The organism is Streptomyces filipinensis (genome assembly GCF_014649495.1).
GTDB lineage: Bacteria > Actinomycetota > Actinomycetes > Streptomycetales > Streptomycetaceae > Streptomyces > Streptomyces filipinensis.
In genome coordinates this window covers 61,072-77,290 of the sequence record NZ_BMTD01000014.1, presented here as the reverse complement: position 1 = coordinate 77,290, position 16,219 = coordinate 61,072, and the positions used below count along the sequence as shown (strand labels likewise).

The following is a 16,219-nucleotide window of genomic DNA, read 5'->3' as shown; positions in this document are numbered from 1 at the left end:
ATCCGGGGAATGCGCTTCGGCATCCTGGGCCCGCTGGACATACGTACCGATGACGGCGACCCGATCGACCCCGGCGGTCCCCGCCCCCGCGCCCTGCTCACGCTGCTGCTCCTGGACGCCGGCCGCCCGGTCGCCACGGAGCGGCTCATCGACGGTCTGTACGGCGCCGAGCCGCCCGCCGACGCGGCGGGCGCCCTGCAGTCGCAGATCTCCCGGCTGCGCAGGCGGCTGGTCCCGCACACACGGATCGAGGCGGGCCCGGCCGGTTACCGGATCGGGGTCCCCGCCGACCGCGTCGACGCCCACCGCTTCGAGCGGCTGGCCCGGGAGGGCCGCGAGGCCCTCGCCGCCGGCGACTTCCGGGGCGCCGCGGACCGGCTGCGCGCGGCCCTCGCCCTGTGGCGGGGCCCCGCGCTGCCCGACCTCCCGGGCGCCCACGCCGACACCGCCCGCCTGGAGGAGCTGCGGCTGGCAGCCGTCCAGGACCGGATCGAGGCCGACCTCGCCTCGGAGGGCGGCCCGGAACTCATACCCGAGCTGCGCTCGCTGCTCGCCGCGCATCCGCTGAGCGAGCGGCTCTACGGGCAGCTGATGCGGGCCCTGCACGCGGGCGGGCGGCCCGCCGAGGCGCTCGCCGTGTACGAGGAGGCCCGGCGCACGCTCGCCGACGAACTGGGCGCCGATCCCTCGCCCGAGCTGGCGGCCCTGCATCTGGAGCTGCTGCGGGGCGCGGCGCCCGGGCGCCCACGGCCCCGGCTCCCGGCGCAGCTGACCCGCTTCGTCGGCCGGGACGCCGAACTGGCCCGGATCCCCGCACTGCTCGCCGACGCGCGCCTGGTCACACTGACCGGTCCCGGCGGGGCGGGCAAGACCCGGCTGGCGATCGAGGCCGCGCGCGCCCGCGCGGACGCGTACCTCGTCGAGCTGGCCCCGCTCACCGACGGCGCCCGGATCCCGTACGCGATCCTCGCGGCCCTCGGGATCCGGGAGGGCCTGCGCAACGCCACGACGGACGTCTCCGGGCGGCTGCTGGCGGCGCTGGAGGACCGGGAGCTGCTGCTCGTGCTCGACAACTGCGAGCATCTGGTGGAGGACGCGGCCCGGGTCGCCGGGCTGCTGCTCGGCTGCTGTCCCGGGGTGCGCGTCCTCGCCACCAGCCGGGAGGCCCTCGGCATCACCGGTGAGGTGCTGGTGCCGGTGCCGGCACTCGCGCCGGAGCCGGCCGGGCGGCTGTTCCTCGAACGTGCCCGGGCGGTGCGCCCCGGATTCGACGGCCACGCGCGCGTGGCGGACATCTGCCGGGCCCTGGACGGGCTGCCGCTGGCCATCGAGCTGGCCGCGGCCCGGCTGCGCACGCTGGACCCGCAGGAGCTGGCCGACCGCCTGGACGACCGCTTCCGGCTGCTGTCCCGCGGCGACCGCACCAAGGCGCCCCGCCATCGCACGCTGCGGGCCGTCGTGGAGTGGAGCTGGGACCTGCTGGACGCGGAGGAACGGGAGCTGGCCGGGCGGCTGACCGTGTTCTCCGGCGGCGCCACGGTGGACGCGGTGGAGGCCGTGTGCGGGGTGCCGTATCCGGAGGACCTGCTGGTGTCGCTGGTGGAGAAGTCCTTCCTGGAGGTGTCCGGGGGGCGGTACCGGATGCTGGAGACCATCCGCGCCTTCGCCGCCGAGCACGTCACCGGCGGCTCGTCGCTGCGGGACGCGCACGCCGCCCACTATCTGGGCCTGGCCGAGCGCGCGGAGCCGTTCGTGCGCGGCGGCGGACAACTGCCGTGGCTGGCCCGGCTGGCCGCCGAGCACGCCAACCTGGACGCGGCCCTGCGCCACCTCACACGCGGCAACACCTCGGACGCGCTGCGCCTGATGGCGGCGCTGTCCTGGTTCTGGCGGCTGCGCGGGCTGCACGGCGAACAGGTGCCGCCGGCCCGCGCGCTGCTGGCGGCCGTCGGCGACGAACCGCCCGAGGGGCTGACCGAGGAGTACGCCCTGTGCACGATGAACACGATCACCGGCCGCGGGGACGACCCCGCCGAACCCGGCCGCATCGCGCGCGTGGCCGAGCTCATGCGCGCGCTGGACGCGCCGCTGCGGCTGCCGTTCACGATGGTCCTCTGGGCGCTGACCGGCGGCCCGTTGTTCTCCGACGACGAGAAGCTGCGTGCCGTCCGGGCCGGCGACGACCCCTGGGGGCGCGCGCTGCTGGACGTGGGGATCGCCTACCAGGCGCAGTTCACGGGGCGTCCCGCCGACGCGGAGGCCGCCTTCACGCGTGCCCTGGAGGGCTTCCAGGCGACCGGTGACCGCTGGGGGATGGCCAACTGCCTGGATCCGCTGGGCGCCTTCGCCGCCGGGCGGGGCGACCACGAGCGCGCCCTGACGCTGCTGGACGAGGGCCTGGCGCACGTCCGGGAGCTCCGGGCGCCGGAGGAGACGGCGGACCTGCTGCGCACCCGGGCGACGGTGCTGCTGCACCGCGGTGACGTCGAGGACGCGGTCGCGCACTTCGAGCGATCGGCGGCCCTGGCCCGCTCCACCGGCGCGCCCGACAAGGTGGCCGCCGCCCGGCGGGGCCTCGGTGACGCCGCCCGGCTGTCGGGGGACACCGCACGCGCGCGTGTGCACTACGAAGAGGCCCTCCACACCTGTGCCGCGAACTGGTTCAGCGCGAGCGAGACCGCGCGGATCCTCATCGGCCTGGGGCGTACGGCCGCCGCCGAGGGGCGCGCCGAGGAGGCGCGTGACTGGTTCGGGCAGGCCGCCGCGCTGGCCGCCGACGGCCCCGGCGTCCTGGAACTCGCCGAGGCGGCGGAGGCGCTGGCGTCCGTCGCCGGGACGGCCGAGCGGGCCGCCGTCCTGCTCGGCGCGGGCGCCGGGCTGCGGGGCGCCGTGCCCGGGGGCGACCCCGACGTCGTGCGCACGGAGCGGGAGGTGCGCGCGCGACTGGCCCCGGCGGCCTACGACGCGGCCTTCGAGCGGGGCCGGCGGCTGCGGTCAGCGGCGGTCAGCGAACGGTAGGCGGACGGTCAGCGCCTCCCCGGAGGCTGCCCGCCATGACGCACACCCGCGGCCGCCTCGGCCACCTCCACGTCCTCGTCTCCGGCGCCAGCGTCGCCGGACCCGCCCTCGCCCTGAACCTCGCCCGCCACGGCGCCCGTGTCACGGTCGTCGAGCGGGCGCCCGCCCTGCGCGGCGGCGGCTTCGCCGTCGACTTCCGCGGCCACGTCCACCGCACGGTGCTCACCGCCATGGGCATCTGGGAGGAGATCCACGCCCGCCAGACGCACATGGGCCGCCAGCGCGTCGTGGACGCCGACGGCAGCCCGCGCGTGGACCTGCCGGCCGAGATGATGAGCGGCGACGTGGAGATCTTCCGCGGCGAGCTGGCCCGGATCATGTACGAGCGCACCGAAGACCTGGTCGAGTACGTCTTCGGGGACTCGATCGCGACGCTCACCGAGACCCCGGACGGTGTCGAGGTCACCTTCGAGCGCGGCGCGCCCCGCCGGTTCGACCTGGTCGTCGGCGCCGACGGTCTGCACTCGAACACCCGCCGCCTGGCCTTCGGGGACGAGTCCCGCTACCTGCGGTTCTTCGACCACTACGTGGCCGGTTTCCGGGTGCCGAACCATCTGGGCCTCGACCGCAGCGGCCTCCTGTACAGCGAACCCGGACGCTGTGTCTCCCTCAGCAACTACGACGGCGACCCGGCGTGGGCCGGGGCCCTGCTGGTGTTCCGGTCCGAGCCGCTGGCGTACGGCCGGCGGGACACGGCCGCGCAGAAGAGGATCCTCGCCGACCGGTTCGCGGGCATGGGCTGGGAGGCCCCGCACGTCCTCAAGGCGCTTGAGGACGCCGACGACCTGTATTTCGACGCCATCGCGCAGATCCACGTCGACCGGCTGGCCGAGGGGCGGGTGGTGCTGCTCGGGGACGCCGGGTACGGCGCCACCATGGGCGGGATGGGCACCGGTGCGGCGATCGTCGGCGCGTATGTGCTGGCCGGAGAACTCGCCCTCGCGGGCGGCGACCACCGCAGGGCCTTCGCCGAGTACGAGAGCCGGATCACGGGCTTCGCCAGGGGCTGCCAGAAGATCTCCGGCAACGCGGGCCCGTTCTTCGCGCCGCCCACCGAGCGGCGCATCCGCAGCCGCGACCGGATGTACCGGCTGCTCAGCTCGCGGCTGCTGGCCGGCTTCTTCAAGCGGCTCACCGAGAAGGCGGCCACGGACATCGAGCTGCGGCACTACCCGGCGTGAGGCCGGCGCAGGGCCCATCCGTGGTCCACCGGCCCGATCCCGGCGCCGAGCCGGAATCCGGCGGCGATCGCGCCGGTGACGTACTCCTTGGCCTCCCTGACCGCCTCCGGCACGGTCAGGCCCTTGGCCAGGCCCGACGCGATCGCGGACGCCAGGGTGCAGCCCGTGCCGTGCGTGTGCCGGTTGTCGTGGCGCGGGGCCCGCAGCCAGTGTTCCGCCGAACCGTCCGTCAGCAGGTCCAGGGCGTCTCCGGACAGATGCCCGCCCTTGATCAGCACCCACCGCGGCCCGTACGCCAGCACGGCGGCCGCCGCCTGCCGCAGGTCGTCCTCGGAGTCGACCCGCACCCCGGTGAGTTGGGCCACCTCGTCGAGGTTCGGGGTGGCCACGGTCGCCACCGGCAGCAGCCGGGTGCGGACGGATTCCAGGGCGGTGGCGGCCAGCAGCGGGTCGCCGTGCTTGGAGACGCCCACCGGGTCCACCACGGCCGGGGCGTCCGTGCCGGAGACCAACTCGGCGACCGCCTCGACCAGTTCCGCCGAGGCCAGCATGCCGGTCTTCACGGCCTGTACGCCGATGTCGTCCACGACGCTGCGGTACTGCGCCCGGACCGCCTCCACGGGCAGCTCCCACGCGCCCTGCACGCCCAGGGAGTTCTGCGCGGTCACCGCCGTGATCACGCTCATCCCGTGCACGCCGAGCGCGAGCATCGTCTTCAGGTCGGCCTGGATGCCGGCGCCGCCCCCGGAGTCGGAGCCGGCGACGGTCAGGACGCGCGGGATCACGACTCCATGTCCCCGAAGTGGTCCCAGCCGCCCTTGCTGGTCCAGGGCGCCCCGTCGACGGTCACCTGGGGCAGCGCGGAGGGGTTGAGGACCTCGCCGATGACCTTCCAGCGGGCCGGGAGCTTGGCGTCCGGCGGGAAGGTCGCCACGATCGCGTGGTCCTCTCCCCCGGTCAGCACCCACTGCATCGGGTCGACGCCGACGGCCTGCCCGATGTCGTTCATCTGCGTGGGGATGTCGATCGCGCCGGAGCGGATGTCGATGCGGACCTTGCTGGCCTCGGCGATGTGCCCGAGGTCGGCGATCAGCCCGTCGCTCACGTCGCACATGGCGGTCGCGCCGAGCGCGGCGGCGGCCGGGCCGGCGTGGTACGGCGGCTCGGGGCGCCGGTGGGCCTCCACGAAGGCCCGCGGGGAGCGGAAGCCGCGGGAGAGGACCGCGTAGCCGGCCGCGGACCAGCCCAGCCAGCCGGTGACGGCCACGAGGTCGCCGGGCTGGGCGCCCGCGCGTGTGACGGGCTCCTGGTTGCGCAGATCGCCGAGCGCGGTGATCGACACCATGATCGTGTCGCCGCGTACGACGTCGCCGCCGACCACGGAGGCACCCGCGACCTGGCACTCGTCGCGCAGGCCGTCCATCAGCTCGCTCGGCCAGGTCACCGGCAGCTCGGCCGGCACGACCAGGCCCAGCAGCAGGGCGGTCGGTACGGCGCCCATCGCGGCGATGTCGGCGAGGTTCTGCGCCGCCGCCTTGCGCCCGACGTCGTACGCCGTGGACCAGTCGCGGCGGAAGTGCCGTCCCTCCAGCAGGATGTCGGTGCTCGCCACCACGCGCCGGTCGGGCGCGGCGACCACCGCGGCGTCGTCGCCGGGGCCGACCCGGACCGCCGGGGTGGTGGTGAGACGGGAGGTGAGCTCCCTGATGAGCCCGAACTCCCCGAGCTCACCAACAGTGCCCTTCATTTCCCTTGCTCCCCTTCTCTGCCAAGCCGTGCCCACTCGCGCGTCATCAGTGTCCCCGATACGGTCGAGGTGACCGTCGACACGGTCCGAAGGACCGCCGATACGGTCGGGTGACCGTCAACTTCCGTCGTGCCTGCACCCTGGCGCGCAAGCCCGGTTCCCGCAGGTCTCCCCGCGGGGAGCGGCAACGCGATACCGTGGCGTTCCTTTCCCCCACATGATCCTCGTGGCCGCTCTGGAGGTTCCGTGGTACAGGCGTACATCCTGATCCAGACGGAGGTCGGCAAGGCGTCGACCGTCGCCGAGACGATCAGCAAGATCCCTGGAGTGCTCCAGGCCGAGGACGTGACGGGACCGTACGACGTCATTGTCCGTGCCCAGGCCGACACCGTCGACGATCTCGGTCGCATGGTGGTCGCCAAGGTCCAGCAAGTGGACGGCATCACCCGCACACTGACCTGTCCGGTCGTGCATCTGTAGCCCCCGTCTACCCTTGGCCGGTGAACATTTTCCGTCACCGGCCCCTCGGCCTGCTCGCGCCCGCGCTGCTGATCGCGGTCGCGGGCTGCTCATCGGCAGACGACAGCGCCACGGTGGCGGTTCCCAGCCCCGACGCGAAGACGGCGCAGGTGTGCCGGGATCTGCACCGGGTGCTGCCGCGCAAGCTCGACGGGCGAAGCCGCAACGACCCCGGACCCCGGTCCGCCTACACGGCGGGCTGGGGAAACCCGGCGATCATACTGCGCTGCGGTGTCGTACGGCCGCCGAAGATGGTCGACCCCGAGGTGGCCGAGGGCGGCGACCCGGACGCCATCGCGGGCGGGGTCGACGGCGTCGACTGGCTGATGGAGAAGCAGAGCGGCGGCGGCTGGCGGTTCACCACGGCCAATCGCACGGCCTATGTGCAGGTGAGCCTGCCCGAGGGGATGTCCGCGCAGGAGGAGGGCACAGCCGTGCTCACGGATCTCGCGGGGGCCGTGAAGAAGGCGATCCCGAAGGGGATCGCCTCCATGAGATGAGCGTACGGAAAGCGGGCGGGCGGCTCAGCGGAGCCCGGTCGAGCGGCGCAGCGCGGCCTGGACCAGGCGGTCGATCAGCTCCGGGTAGCTGACGCCGCTGGCCTGCCACATCTGCGGGTACATCGAGATCGGCGTGAAGCCGGGCAGGGTGTTGACCTCGTTGATCACGAACTCGCCGTCCTCGGTGAGGAAGAAGTCCGCGCGGACCAGGCCCTCGCAGGAGACGGCCTCGAACGCCTCCACCGCGAGCCGCCGCACCTCGGCCGTCTGCTCCGCGGTCAGCGGCGCCGGGACGATACCGGGCGTGGAGTCGATGTACTTGGCCTCGAAGTCGTAGTACGCGTGCGCGTCCGGCGGCGGGATCTCGGCCGGCACGGAGGCGCGCGGCCCGTCCTCGAACTCCAGCACGCCGCACTCGATCTCGCGGCCCCGTACGGCGGCCTCGACCAGGATCTTGGGGTCGTGGGCCTGCGCGGTGGCGATCGCCTCGTCCAGACCGGACAGGTCGTCGACCTTGGTGATGCCGATCGACGAACCCGCGCGCGCGGGCTTCACGAACAGCGGCCAGCCGTGCTCGCCGGCGAAGTCGACGATCTTCCTGCGGGCGGCGGACTCGTCCTGCTCCCACTCGCGCGGCCGGATCACCACGTAGGGGCCGACCTGGAGCCCGTAGGAGGTGAAGATCCGCTTCATGTACTCCTTGTCCTGGCCGACGGCCGAGGCGAGCACCCCGGCGCCCACGTAGGGCACCCCGGACAGCTCCAGCAGGCCCTGCAGGGTGCCGTCCTCGCCGTAGGGGCCGTGGAGCACCGGGAAGACCACGTCGACCTCGCCGAGCGCCTTGGGCACCGAGCCGGGCTCGCTGTAGACGACCTCGCGGTTCGAGGGGTCGACGGGGAGCACCACGCCGCCCTCGTGCGACTCCGCCAGCTCCTCCACGGCGGGCAGGGAGCGGTCGGCGATGGCCATCCGGTCCGGTTCGTCGGCCGTCAGCGCCCAACGGCCGTCCCGGGTGATGCCGATCGGCAGGACGTCGTACCTCGTCCGGTCGATGGCCTTGAGGACGGCGCCGGCGGTGACCACGGAGATCCCGTGTTCGGAGCTGCGCCCGCCGAACACGACGGCCACGCGGGGCTTGCGCGACGGCTGCTCAGGGCTCTGGGGAAGGTTCTCGGTGCTCATATCGGGTTGAGAGTACCCGCTGGTATCCGCCGAGTCAGCGCCCGCTGGGCCGCTGTGACTCAGCGTCCCTCCAACGGTCGCTCAGCGTCGCGCGGGGCGGTGTTCAGCGCCTCTCCGCCTTGGCGCTGCGCGACATCAGCTCCTTGAGGGCGACCACCGGCGGCTTGCCCTCGTGCACGATGTCCACGACCGTCTCGGTGAGGGGCATCTCCACACCGTGCCGGCGGGCCAGATCCGCCACCGACTCGCAGGACTTGACGCCCTCGGCGGTCTGCTTGGTGACCGCGATGGTCTCCTGCAGGGTCATGCCCTTGCCGAGGTTGGTGCCGAAGGTGTGGTTGCGGGACAGCGGCGAGGAACAGGTGGCCACCAGGTCGCCGAGGCCCGCGAGTCCGGAGAAGGTCAGCGGGTCGGCGCCGAGCGCCATGCCGAGCCGGGTGGTCTCGGCGAGACCCCGGGTGATGAGCGAGCCCTTGGCGTTGTCGCCGAGTCCCATGCCGTCGGCGATGCCGACCGCGAGGCCGATGACGTTCTTGACCGCGCCGCCCAGTTCGCAGCCGACGACGTCGGTGTTGGTGTACGGCCGGAAGTACGGCGTGTGACAGGCGGCCTGGAGGCGCTGGGCGACGGCCTCGTCGGTGCAGGCGACGACGGCCGCGGCGGGCATGCGGGCGGCGATCTCGCGGGCCAGGTTGGGTCCGGTGACGACCGCGATCCGCTCCGCGCCGACCTTGGCGACGTCCTCGATGACCTCGCTCATCCGCATGGCGGAGCCGAGTTCGACGCCCTTCATCAGGGACACGAGGACGGTGTCCGGGGCGAGCAGCGGGGTCCACTCGGCCAGGTTGGCGCGCAGGGTCTGGGAGGGGACGGCGAGGACGGTGAAGTCCGCGTCCCGCAGGGCCTCGGCCGGGTCCGCGGTGGCCCTCAGGTTCTCCGGGAGTTCGACACCGGGCAGGTAGTCGGGGTTGGTCCGGGTGGAGTTGACCGCCTCGGCCAGCTCCGGGCGCCGGGCCCACAACGTCACGTCACAGCCCGCGTCGGCGAGGACCATGCCGAAGGCGGTGCCCCATGAGCCGGTGCCCATGACCGCCGCCTTAACCGCCTTGCTCACTTGCCCTGCCCTTCGGGTTCCTTGCGCTGCGTCTGCGCCTGGGTGCGGCGCCGCTGCTCGATCCGCTCGCGGCGCGGGTCGTAGGGGGTCTCGGGCGCCTTCTCGCCGCGGATCTCCTCCAGCAGGCGGGTGATGGCCGCCATGATGACCTCGGTGGCCTCCTTGAGCAGGTCCGGGGTCATCTCCTTGCCGTAGAAGCGCGAGAGGTCCACGGGCGGGCCGGCCAGCACGTGATGGGTCTTGCGCGGGAAGAGGTCGGGCTTCTTGGCGTACGGCGGCAGCAGTTCGTTGGCGCCCCACTGCGCGACCGGGATGACCGGGCACTTGGTCTGCAGGGCGACGCGGGCGGCGCCCGTCTTGCCGGTCATGGGCCAGCCGTTCGGGTCGCGGGTGAGGGTGCCCTCGGGGTAGAAGGCGACGCACTCACCGCGGTCCACCGCGTCGATGGCGGCGCGGAAGGCGCTGAGCGCGTCCGTGGACTCGCGGTAGACGGGGATCTGCCCGGTGCCGCGCATGGCGGCGCCGACGAATCCCTTCTTGAAAAGTCCGCTCTTCGCCAGGAATCGCGGAACCCGTCCGGTGTTGTACTGATAGTGCGCGTACGCGAAGGGGTCCACGTGGGAATTGTGGTTCACCACGGTGATAAATCCGCCCTCGGCCGGAATGTGCTCCATTCCTCGCCAGTCCCGCTTGATCAGAACCACCAGCGGCGGTTTGCAGATCACCGCGGCGAAGCGGTACCAGAAGCCGATTCTGCGGCGGGGCACAAGGACACCTTCCTCTAGGGCTGTCACTCCGGCGGGGCCGGACAAGTGTCGCCCCGGGTTGCCGGTCTGTCGAGAACACCGTACGCCCCGCCACCCGTGGTGCCAGATGGCCCGAGGACAATGATCGAGACAAGAGAGGGACGGTACGCCGGTGCAGTGGAGCTTGGTGATCCCGCTGAAGTCCTTGACGCGGGCCAAGAGCAGGCTGGCGGACACCGCCGCCGACGGAGTGCGGCCGGGGCTGGCGCTCGCGTTCGCGCAGGACACGGTGGCCGCGGCGCTGGCCTGTACGTCGGTCGCGGATGTGGCGGTCGTCACGGACGACGAGCTGGCGGCCCGTGAGCTGGCGGTGCTGGGCGCGCGGATCGTCCCGGACACGCCGGCGAGCGGTCTGAACGCCGCGCTGGCGCACGGCGCGGCCGTCGTCCGTGCTGTGCGCCCGCGCACACCGGTCGCCGCCCTGAACGCCGATCTCCCGGCGTTGCGGCCGGCGGAACTGGCCGCGGTCCTGGGTGCGGCGGCGGAGTTTTCCCGGGCGTTTCTCGCGGATGCGGCCCAGCTGGGCACGACGTTGCTGACAGCGGGGCCGGAGGGGGAATTGCGGCCGGAGTTCGGTATCGATTCCCGTTCCCGGCACCGGGCGTCCGGCGCGGAGGAACTCGGGCTCGCGGGGGTGGATTCGGTACGGCAGGACGTGGACACCGGGGACGACTTGCGCGCGGCGCTGGCCTTGGGGGTCGGACCGTATACGGCGGCCGTTTCGGCCGGATTGCTGATCCCCGACTCCTGAACGCACCCGGGGCCGCGCCGAGCAGGCCGGGAGCGCCGCTCGCGCAGAAGTGCCGGAAGCGCCCTGAAGGGGCCCGGGGAACCGCGCGAACGGCCACCGGGGGCCCGCACCCCGCGGACGGCCTCCGCCCCCCACGGCGCACCCCGGATCAGTACGCTGATGCCATGCAAGCCACCGCATACACCTACGACCCGGAGACCCACGCCGGGCAGGTACTCCTCGACGACGGCACCCCGCTGCCCTTCGACGCCGCCGCGTTCACCGCCGGAGGCCTCAGGCTGCTGCGGCCCGGTCAGCGCGTGCGGATCGAGACCGAGGGCCGGGGCGACACCCTGCGCATCACCCTCGTAACCCTCCAAACCCTGTAACTGCCCTTACACACGCCGCGGGCCGGACTCCCTGGGGAGTCCGGCCCGGCGCGTGAGTGCCCTGGCGTGCCCTGGCGTCCTTACGACGTCGCCTTGCGGGCGGTGGCCTTCTTCGCGGTGGTCTTGCGCGCCGTCGACTTCTTGGCCGGGGCCTTCTTCGCGGTGACCTTCTTCGCCGGGGCCTTCTTGGCCGTGGCCTTCTTGGCGGTGGTCTTCTTCGCGGCGGTGGTCTTGGCGGCCGCGGTGGTCTTCTTGGCGGTCGTCTTCTTCGCCGTGGTCTTCTTCGCGACGGCCGTGGTCTTCTTCGCGGGCGCCTTCTTCGCCGCCGTCTTCTTCGCGGCGGCGGCCTTGGTGGTCTTCTTCGCGGCGGCCTTCTTGACCGTCGCCGCGGCGCCGCCGGTCAGGCTGCCCTTCGGCGCCTTCTTGACCGAGACCTCGCCGCCGCGCGGCAGCTTCTTCGAGCCGCTCACCAGGTCCTTGAAGCCCTGACCGGCGCGGAAGCGCGGCACGGAGGTCTTCTTGACCCGAACCCGCTCGCCCGTCTGGGGGTTGCGGGCGTAGCGGGCGGGGCGGTCCACCTTCTCGAAGGACCCGAAGCCGGTGACCGAGACCCGCTCGCCCGCGACGACCGCGCGGACGATGGCGTCCAGGACATGATCGACAGCCTCGGCGGCCTGCTGGCGGCCACCCACCTTGTCGGCAATCGCTTCTACGAGCTGCGCCTTGTTCACGTCTTCCCCTTCGGAGACATCGCCAGAACGAAAGTGTTCAAGCTTTTTCGCACGTTAGGCAGATATATACCGCAAATCAAACACGAAACGGGCTTATCACCCTTGTGCCGCAACGGAATCGGTGGTCTCGGGCTGTTCAGTGGTCCTCGTCGGGGATCCGACCCTCGTCGAGGTCCGCGTTGAACCGCTCGAGCCGCCTTGCCGCAGCGGCGAGATCGTGCTTGGCCGCGGCCGTAATGACCAGCAGCTTCCGGGTCAGCGCCATCCGTACGCCCTCCGGGACTTGCAGTGCGCGCACTCTTGCGTGCGCTTCCTTGAGCTGGTTCGCGACCGCCGTATAGAGCTGGAGTTGGCCGTCGTGTTCCATGCACAGATTGTGCCATCTGGGGCGAGTTGTCGCCTGCCCAGGGGGCAACTGCCGCCTCAAACGGCCTTCCAGGCACTTGCGGAGGCAGCGGCCCCCGCACTCACGTACCCGTGCAACACCCTTCGTAACGTGGGAAGTTGAGAGCCGGGCAAGAAGCCCGGGCGGCGATTTCGGCCCGGACATGGCCGTACCCCCGATCGTGGCGATCGGGGGTACGGAGGGGGTGTTGGGGTGGCCGGATCTCGACCGCGCGGGCCGCCCGGCGCAGTGGATCAGGCCTGGAGCGTCCTCGGCTTGTACGACGGCCGCTTGGCCTCGTAGGCGGCGATGTCGGCCGCGCTCTGCAGCGTGATGGAGATGTCGTCCAGGCCGTTCAGCAGCCGCCAGCGGGAGTTCTCGTCCAGCTCGAAGGAGGCGGTGATGCCCTCGGCACGAACCTCACGCGCCTCAAGGTCCACAGTGACCTCAGCAGTGGGGTCCTGTTCCGTCAGCTCCCACAGCGCGTCCACGATCTTCTGGTCCAGCACGACCGTGAGCAGGCCGTTCTTCAGCGAGTTGCCCCGGAAGATGTCCGCGAAGCGCGAGGAGATCACGGTCTTGAAGCCGTAGTTCTGCAGCGCCCAGACGGCGTGCTCACGGGACGAGCCGGTGCCGAAGTCGGGGCCGGCGACCAGGACCGTGGCGCCCTGCCGCTCGGGGCGGTTGAGCACGAACTCCGGGTCCTTGCGCCAGGCCTCGAACAGCCCGTCCTCGAAGCCGTCCCGGGTCACCTTCTTGAGCCAGTGAGCAGGGATGATCTGGTCGGTGTCGACGTTGCTGCGGCGCAGCGGGACGGCCCGGCCGGTGTGGGTGGTGAAGGCTTCCATGATTCTCAGACTCCAGCGGGCGTGCGGTCGTCGGTCAGGTCGGCCGGGGAGGCCAGGTGGCCCAGGACGGCGGTGGCCGCCGCGACCTGCGGCGACACCAGGTGCGTACGACCGCCCTTGCCCTGCCGGCCCTCGAAGTTGCGGTTGGAGGTCGAGGCGGAACGCTCACCCGGGGCCAGCTGGTCGGGGTTCATGCCGAGGCACATCGAGCAGCCCGCGTGCCGCCATTCGGCGCCGGCCTCCTTGAAGACCACGTCCAGGCCCTCGGAGACGGCCTGCAGACCGACCCGCGCGGAGCCCGGGACGACCAGCATCCGTACGCCGTCGGCGACTTTGCGGCCCCGCAGCAGATCCGCGGCGGCGCGCAGGTCCTCGATGCGTCCGTTGGTGCAGGAGCCTACGAAGACGGTGTCCACCTTGATGGAGCGCAGCGGCTGGCCGGCCTCCAACCCCATGTACTCCAGGGCCTTTTCGGCGGCGAGGCGCTCCGAAGCGTCTTCGTACGAAGCCGGGTCGGGGACGGCCGCCGAAAGCGGCGCGCCCTGGCCGGGGTTGGTGCCCCAGGTGACGAACGGGGACAGCTCGCCGGCGTCGATGACGACCTCGGCGTCGAAGACGGCGTCCTCGTCGGTCCTCAGAGTCTTCCAGTACGCGACCGCCGCGTCCCAGTCGGCACCCTCGGGGGCGTGCGGGCGCCCCTTGAGGTACTCGAAGGTGGTCTCGTCGGGGGCGATCATGCCCGCGCGGGCACCGGCCTCGATCGACATGTTGCAGATGGTCATCCGGGCCTCCATCGAGAGCTTCTCGATGGCGGAGCCGCGGTACTCCAGGATGTAGCCCTGGCCGCCGCCGGTGCCGATCTTCGCGATGATCGCCAGGATCAGGTCCTTGGCGGTGACGCCCTCGGGCAGCTCGCCCTCGACGGTGATGGCCATGGTCTTCGGGCGGGCCAGCGGCAGCGTCTGGGTGGCCAGCACGTGCTCGACCTGGGAGGTGCCGATACCGAACGCCAGCGCGCCGAACGCGCCGTGCGTGGAGGTGTGCGAGTCACCGCAGACCACGGTCGTGCCCGGCTGGGTCAGGCCCAGCTGCGGGCCGACGACGTGCACGACGCCCTGCTCGACGTCGCCCAGCGGGTGCAGCCGCACCCCGAACTCGGCGCAGTTCTTGCGCAGCGTCTCCAGCTGGGCGCGGGAGACCGGGTCCGCGATGGGCTTGTCGATGTCGAGGGTCGGGGTGTTGTGGTCCTCGGTGGCGATGGTGAGGTCGAGGCGGCGCACCGGGCGACCGTTCTTGCGCAGTCCGTCGAAGGCCTGCGGGCTGGTCACCTCGTGCAGCAGGTGCAGATCGATGAAGAGGAGATCGGGCTCGCCCTCGGCGCGCCGGACGACGTGGTCGTCCCAGACCTTCTCCGCGAGTGTCCTACCCATCGCTTTCCCTCCGGCCGGCAAGCGTGCACCGGCCCAACTAGAGATCTTGAGGAGAAGACGCCCGCGCCCCGGGTGTCGTGAATCCGGGCGTCCACCACCGGGCCCCGTTGGTCTGTGGGCCGCTGTGTGATTCCAGGGTGGCGCGTTCCACGGAAAATTGAACTTGCGTTTCACAGAGTGAGACGTGAGTATCGTTGCATGGACAACAGTAGCGGCGTCGGCGTTCTGGACAAGGCGGCCCTCGTCCTGAGCGCTCTGGAGTCCGGTCCGGCCACCCTCGCGGGTCTGGTCGGGGCCACCGGACTGGCACGACCCACGGCTCACCGCCTGGCCGTGGCTTTGGAACACCACCGCATGGTGGCACGCGACATGCAGGGCCGTTTCATTCTCGGCCCGCGCCTCGCGGAGCTCGCGGCGGCGGCGGGCGAGGACCGCCTGCTCGCGACGGCGGGCCCCGTGCTCACCCACCTCCGTGATGTCACCGGCGAGAGCGCACAGCTCTACCGGCGCCAGGGTGACATGCGGATCTGCGTGGCCGCGGCGGAACGCCTGTCCGGCCTGCGGGACACCGTCCCGGTCGGCTCCACGCTCACGATGAAGGCCGGCTCCTCGGCGCAGATCCTCATGGCCTGGGAGGAGCCCGAGCGGCTGCACCGCGGCCTGCAGGGCGCCCGCTTCACGGCGACGGCCCTGTCGGGCGTGCGGAGGCGCGGCTGGGCCCAGTCCATCGGCGAGCGCGAGCCGGGCGTCGCGTCCGTCTCCGCGCCCGTACGCGGCCCCTCCAACCGCGTCGTGGCCGCCGTGTCCGTCTCCGGCCCCATCGAGCGCCTGACCCGCCACCCGGGCCGTATGCACGCCCAGGCGGTCATCGACGCCGCGGCCCGCCTCTCGGAGGCCCTGCGCCGCTCGGGCTGACCCCCGCGGGAACACCGAGGAGGGCCTGCCCCAACGCCGCGGCAGGCCCTCCTCGCTCCCCCGGCCCCCGGGTCAGCCGGTCTTCTCTGCCACCGGTTCCTGCTGCGAGCGGTAGGAGAACCGGTCCTTCGCGTACCGCCCCCGCTTCTCCAGCGGGACCTGCCCGTGCGCGGCGGCCAGCCCGAACGCCGGCATGTCCCCGTAGATCGCCTCGTACGACCCCTCCGGCACGACGTACGACTCGTGCCAGATCCCGACCTGCCCGCGCAGCTTCCCGGTCCGCTCCTTGCGGTTGAGCCGTGCCCAGGCCTTGTGGTGGAACGCGTCCGGCGCGGTCGCGTAGGCGTACAGCTTCTCCTTGGACTCCCAGTACTGCACGACGTAGTACGTGCGCGGCGAGGCCGTCAGCATGACCCGGCCGCGCAGGCCCCGCGCCGGGTCCTTCTCCAGCTCGCGCAGCATGCGGAACATCGCGAGCATCACAGGCAGCCACAGATGGACGGCCCAGAAGCGGTTGATGCGCATGCCGATCAGCAGGACGACGACGTCGCCCTTCGCGTCGGCGGTCGTACGGGACACCATGACCACGTCCCCCTCGTTGGTGAGCGTCACTATCCGAGTACCGATGATTGGATAGTGCCGTTATCCGAGAAGGAGCGCAAGA

General features: G+C 72.2%; 17 protein-coding genes. 7 read left to right on the top strand and 10 right to left on the bottom strand.

Going from position 1 to position 16,219, the window contains the following annotated elements; translation table 11 throughout:
- The first annotated feature begins 9 nt into the window (after positions 1–9).
- Both IE244_RS28000 and IE244_RS27995 read left to right on the top strand, forming a co-directional pair.
- Entirely contained in the window at positions 10–3,018 is a 3,009-nt protein-coding gene (locus IE244_RS28000) for an ATP-binding protein (RefSeq protein WP_191876355.1), read from the top strand.
- 35 nt (positions 3,019–3,053) lie between these two features.
- A complete protein-coding gene (locus tag IE244_RS27995; protein WP_191876354.1) occupies positions 3,054–4,259 on the top strand; it encodes an FAD-dependent monooxygenase in 1,206 nt (401 codons plus the stop codon).
- Here IE244_RS27995 and thiD read toward each other — a convergent pair.
- Both thiD and IE244_RS27985 read right to left on the bottom strand, forming a co-directional pair.
- Positions 4,247–5,044 (bottom strand): bifunctional hydroxymethylpyrimidine kinase/phosphomethylpyrimidine kinase, encoded by a 798-nt coding sequence (gene thiD, locus IE244_RS27990; protein WP_191876353.1) that lies wholly within the window; start codon positions 5,042–5,044, stop codon positions 4,247–4,249. The genes IE244_RS27995 and thiD overlap by 13 nt on opposite strands.
- Positions 5,041–6,006 carry a thiamine-phosphate kinase gene (locus tag IE244_RS27985; RefSeq protein WP_031167230.1) on the bottom strand — a complete coding sequence of 322 codons (966 nt, stop codon included), beginning with the start codon at positions 6,004–6,006 and terminating at the stop codon, positions 5,041–5,043. Before IE244_RS27985 ends, thiD begins: the two co-directional genes overlap by 4 nt.
- Positions 6,007–6,252: 246 nt before the next feature.
- Here IE244_RS27985 and IE244_RS27980 point away from each other — a divergent pair, with 246 nt between their 5' ends.
- Both IE244_RS27980 and IE244_RS27975 read left to right on the top strand, forming a co-directional pair.
- Positions 6,253–6,486, top strand: coding sequence for an Lrp/AsnC family transcriptional regulator (locus tag IE244_RS27980; protein ID WP_003993216.1), 234 nt, complete (start codon positions 6,253–6,255; stop codon positions 6,484–6,486).
- A gap of 20 nt (positions 6,487–6,506) precedes the next feature.
- A complete protein-coding gene (locus tag IE244_RS27975; RefSeq protein ID WP_191876352.1) occupies positions 6,507–7,025 on the top strand; it encodes a DUF3515 domain-containing protein in 519 nt (172 codons plus the stop codon).
- A 24-nt stretch (positions 7,026–7,049) separates the two neighbouring features.
- Here the strand turns inward: IE244_RS27975 and IE244_RS27970 are convergent, their stop codons facing one another.
- The 3 genes from IE244_RS27970 to IE244_RS27960 all read right to left on the bottom strand — a co-directional run bounded on the left by IE244_RS27970 (position 7,050) and on the right by IE244_RS27960 (position 10,088).
- A complete protein-coding gene (locus IE244_RS27970; RefSeq protein WP_191876351.1) occupies positions 7,050–8,207 on the bottom strand; it encodes a D-alanine--D-alanine ligase family protein in 1,158 nt (385 codons plus the stop codon).
- A gap of 103 nt (positions 8,208–8,310) precedes the next feature.
- Positions 8,311–9,321 (bottom strand): NAD(P)H-dependent glycerol-3-phosphate dehydrogenase, encoded by a 1,011-nt coding sequence (locus tag IE244_RS27965; protein ID WP_191876350.1) that lies wholly within the window; start codon positions 9,319–9,321, stop codon positions 8,311–8,313.
- Positions 9,318–10,088, bottom strand: a complete 771-nt coding sequence (locus tag IE244_RS27960) for a lysophospholipid acyltransferase family protein (protein ID WP_031167223.1) — start codon at positions 10,086–10,088, stop codon at positions 9,318–9,320. The genes IE244_RS27965 and IE244_RS27960 overlap by 4 nt, the downstream gene beginning before the upstream one ends.
- 151 nt (positions 10,089–10,239) lie before the next feature.
- Here IE244_RS27960 and cofC point away from each other — a divergent pair, with 151 nt between their 5' ends.
- Positions 10,240–10,878, top strand: coding sequence for a 2-phospho-L-lactate guanylyltransferase (cofC, locus tag IE244_RS27955; RefSeq protein WP_191876349.1), 639 nt, complete (start codon positions 10,240–10,242; stop codon positions 10,876–10,878).
- 164 nt (positions 10,879–11,042) lie between these two features.
- The gene (locus IE244_RS27950) at positions 11,043–11,246 is read left to right on the top strand and encodes a hypothetical protein (protein ID WP_191876348.1); all 204 of its coding nucleotides are present in this window, start codon (positions 11,043–11,045) and stop codon (positions 11,244–11,246) included.
- An 80-nt stretch (positions 11,247–11,326) separates the two neighbouring features.
- On the opposite strand, the gene IE244_RS27945 is transcribed toward IE244_RS27950, so the two are convergent.
- The 4 genes from IE244_RS27945 to leuC all read right to left on the bottom strand — a co-directional run bounded on the left by IE244_RS27945 (position 11,327) and on the right by leuC (position 14,640).
- Positions 11,327–11,977, bottom strand: coding sequence for an HU family DNA-binding protein (locus IE244_RS27945; protein WP_191876347.1), 651 nt, complete (start codon positions 11,975–11,977; stop codon positions 11,327–11,329).
- Between the two features lie 136 nt (positions 11,978–12,113).
- Positions 12,114–12,344 carry an SCO5555 family protein gene (locus IE244_RS27940; RefSeq protein ID WP_067130673.1) on the bottom strand — a complete coding sequence of 77 codons (231 nt, stop codon included), beginning with the start codon at positions 12,342–12,344 and terminating at the stop codon, positions 12,114–12,116.
- A 272-nt stretch (positions 12,345–12,616) separates the two neighbouring features.
- Entirely contained in the window at positions 12,617–13,210 is a 594-nt protein-coding gene (gene leuD / locus IE244_RS27935; protein WP_191876346.1) for a 3-isopropylmalate dehydratase small subunit, read from the bottom strand.
- A 5-nt stretch (positions 13,211–13,215) separates the two neighbouring features.
- Positions 13,216–14,640 (bottom strand): 3-isopropylmalate dehydratase large subunit, encoded by a 1,425-nt coding sequence (gene leuC / locus IE244_RS27930; protein ID WP_191876345.1) that lies wholly within the window; start codon positions 14,638–14,640, stop codon positions 13,216–13,218.
- Positions 14,641–14,838: 198 nt separating this feature from the next.
- Here leuC and ndgR point away from each other — a divergent pair, with 198 nt between their 5' ends.
- Positions 14,839–15,555 carry an IclR family transcriptional regulator NdgR gene (ndgR, locus tag IE244_RS27925; RefSeq protein ID WP_009320373.1) on the top strand — a complete coding sequence of 239 codons (717 nt, stop codon included), beginning with the start codon at positions 14,839–14,841 and terminating at the stop codon, positions 15,553–15,555.
- A gap of 72 nt (positions 15,556–15,627) precedes the next feature.
- Here the strand turns inward: ndgR and IE244_RS27920 are convergent, their stop codons facing one another.
- Positions 15,628–16,137: a DUF4188 domain-containing protein gene (locus IE244_RS27920; RefSeq protein ID WP_191876468.1), complete on the bottom strand. Its 510-nt coding sequence runs from the start codon at positions 16,135–16,137 to the stop codon at positions 15,628–15,630.
- Positions 16,138–16,219: the final 82 nt, after the last annotated feature.

Excerpts from the sequence above, each read along its gene's own strand:
- IE244_RS28000 (WP_191876355.1), top strand. The coding sequence starts at position 10 with ATGCGCTTCGGCATCCTGGGCCCGCTGGACATACGTACCGATGACGGC.
- IE244_RS27995 (WP_191876354.1), top strand. The coding sequence starts at position 3,054 with ATGACGCACACCCGCGGCCGCCTCGGCCACCTCCACGTCCTCGTCTCC.
- IE244_RS27985 (WP_031167230.1), bottom strand. The coding sequence starts at position 6,006 with ATGAAGGGCACTGTTGGTGAGCTCGGGGAGTTCGGGCTCATCAGGGAG.
- IE244_RS27970 (WP_191876351.1), bottom strand. The coding sequence starts at position 8,207 with ATGAGCACCGAGAACCTTCCCCAGAGCCCTGAGCAGCCGTCGCGCAAG.
- IE244_RS27950 (WP_191876348.1), top strand. The coding sequence starts at position 11,043 with ATGCAAGCCACCGCATACACCTACGACCCGGAGACCCACGCCGGGCAG.
- IE244_RS27940 (WP_067130673.1), bottom strand. The coding sequence starts at position 12,344 with ATGGAACACGACGGCCAACTCCAGCTCTATACGGCGGTCGCGAACCAG.
- leuD (WP_191876346.1), bottom strand. The coding sequence starts at position 13,210 with ATGGAAGCCTTCACCACCCACACCGGCCGGGCCGTCCCGCTGCGCCGC.
- leuC (WP_191876345.1), bottom strand. The coding sequence starts at position 14,640 with ATGGGTAGGACACTCGCGGAGAAGGTCTGGGACGACCACGTCGTCCGG.
- ndgR (WP_009320373.1), top strand. The coding sequence starts at position 14,839 with ATGGACAACAGTAGCGGCGTCGGCGTTCTGGACAAGGCGGCCCTCGTC.
- IE244_RS27920 (WP_191876468.1), bottom strand. The coding sequence starts at position 16,137 with ATGGTGTCCCGTACGACCGCCGACGCGAAGGGCGACGTCGTCGTCCTG.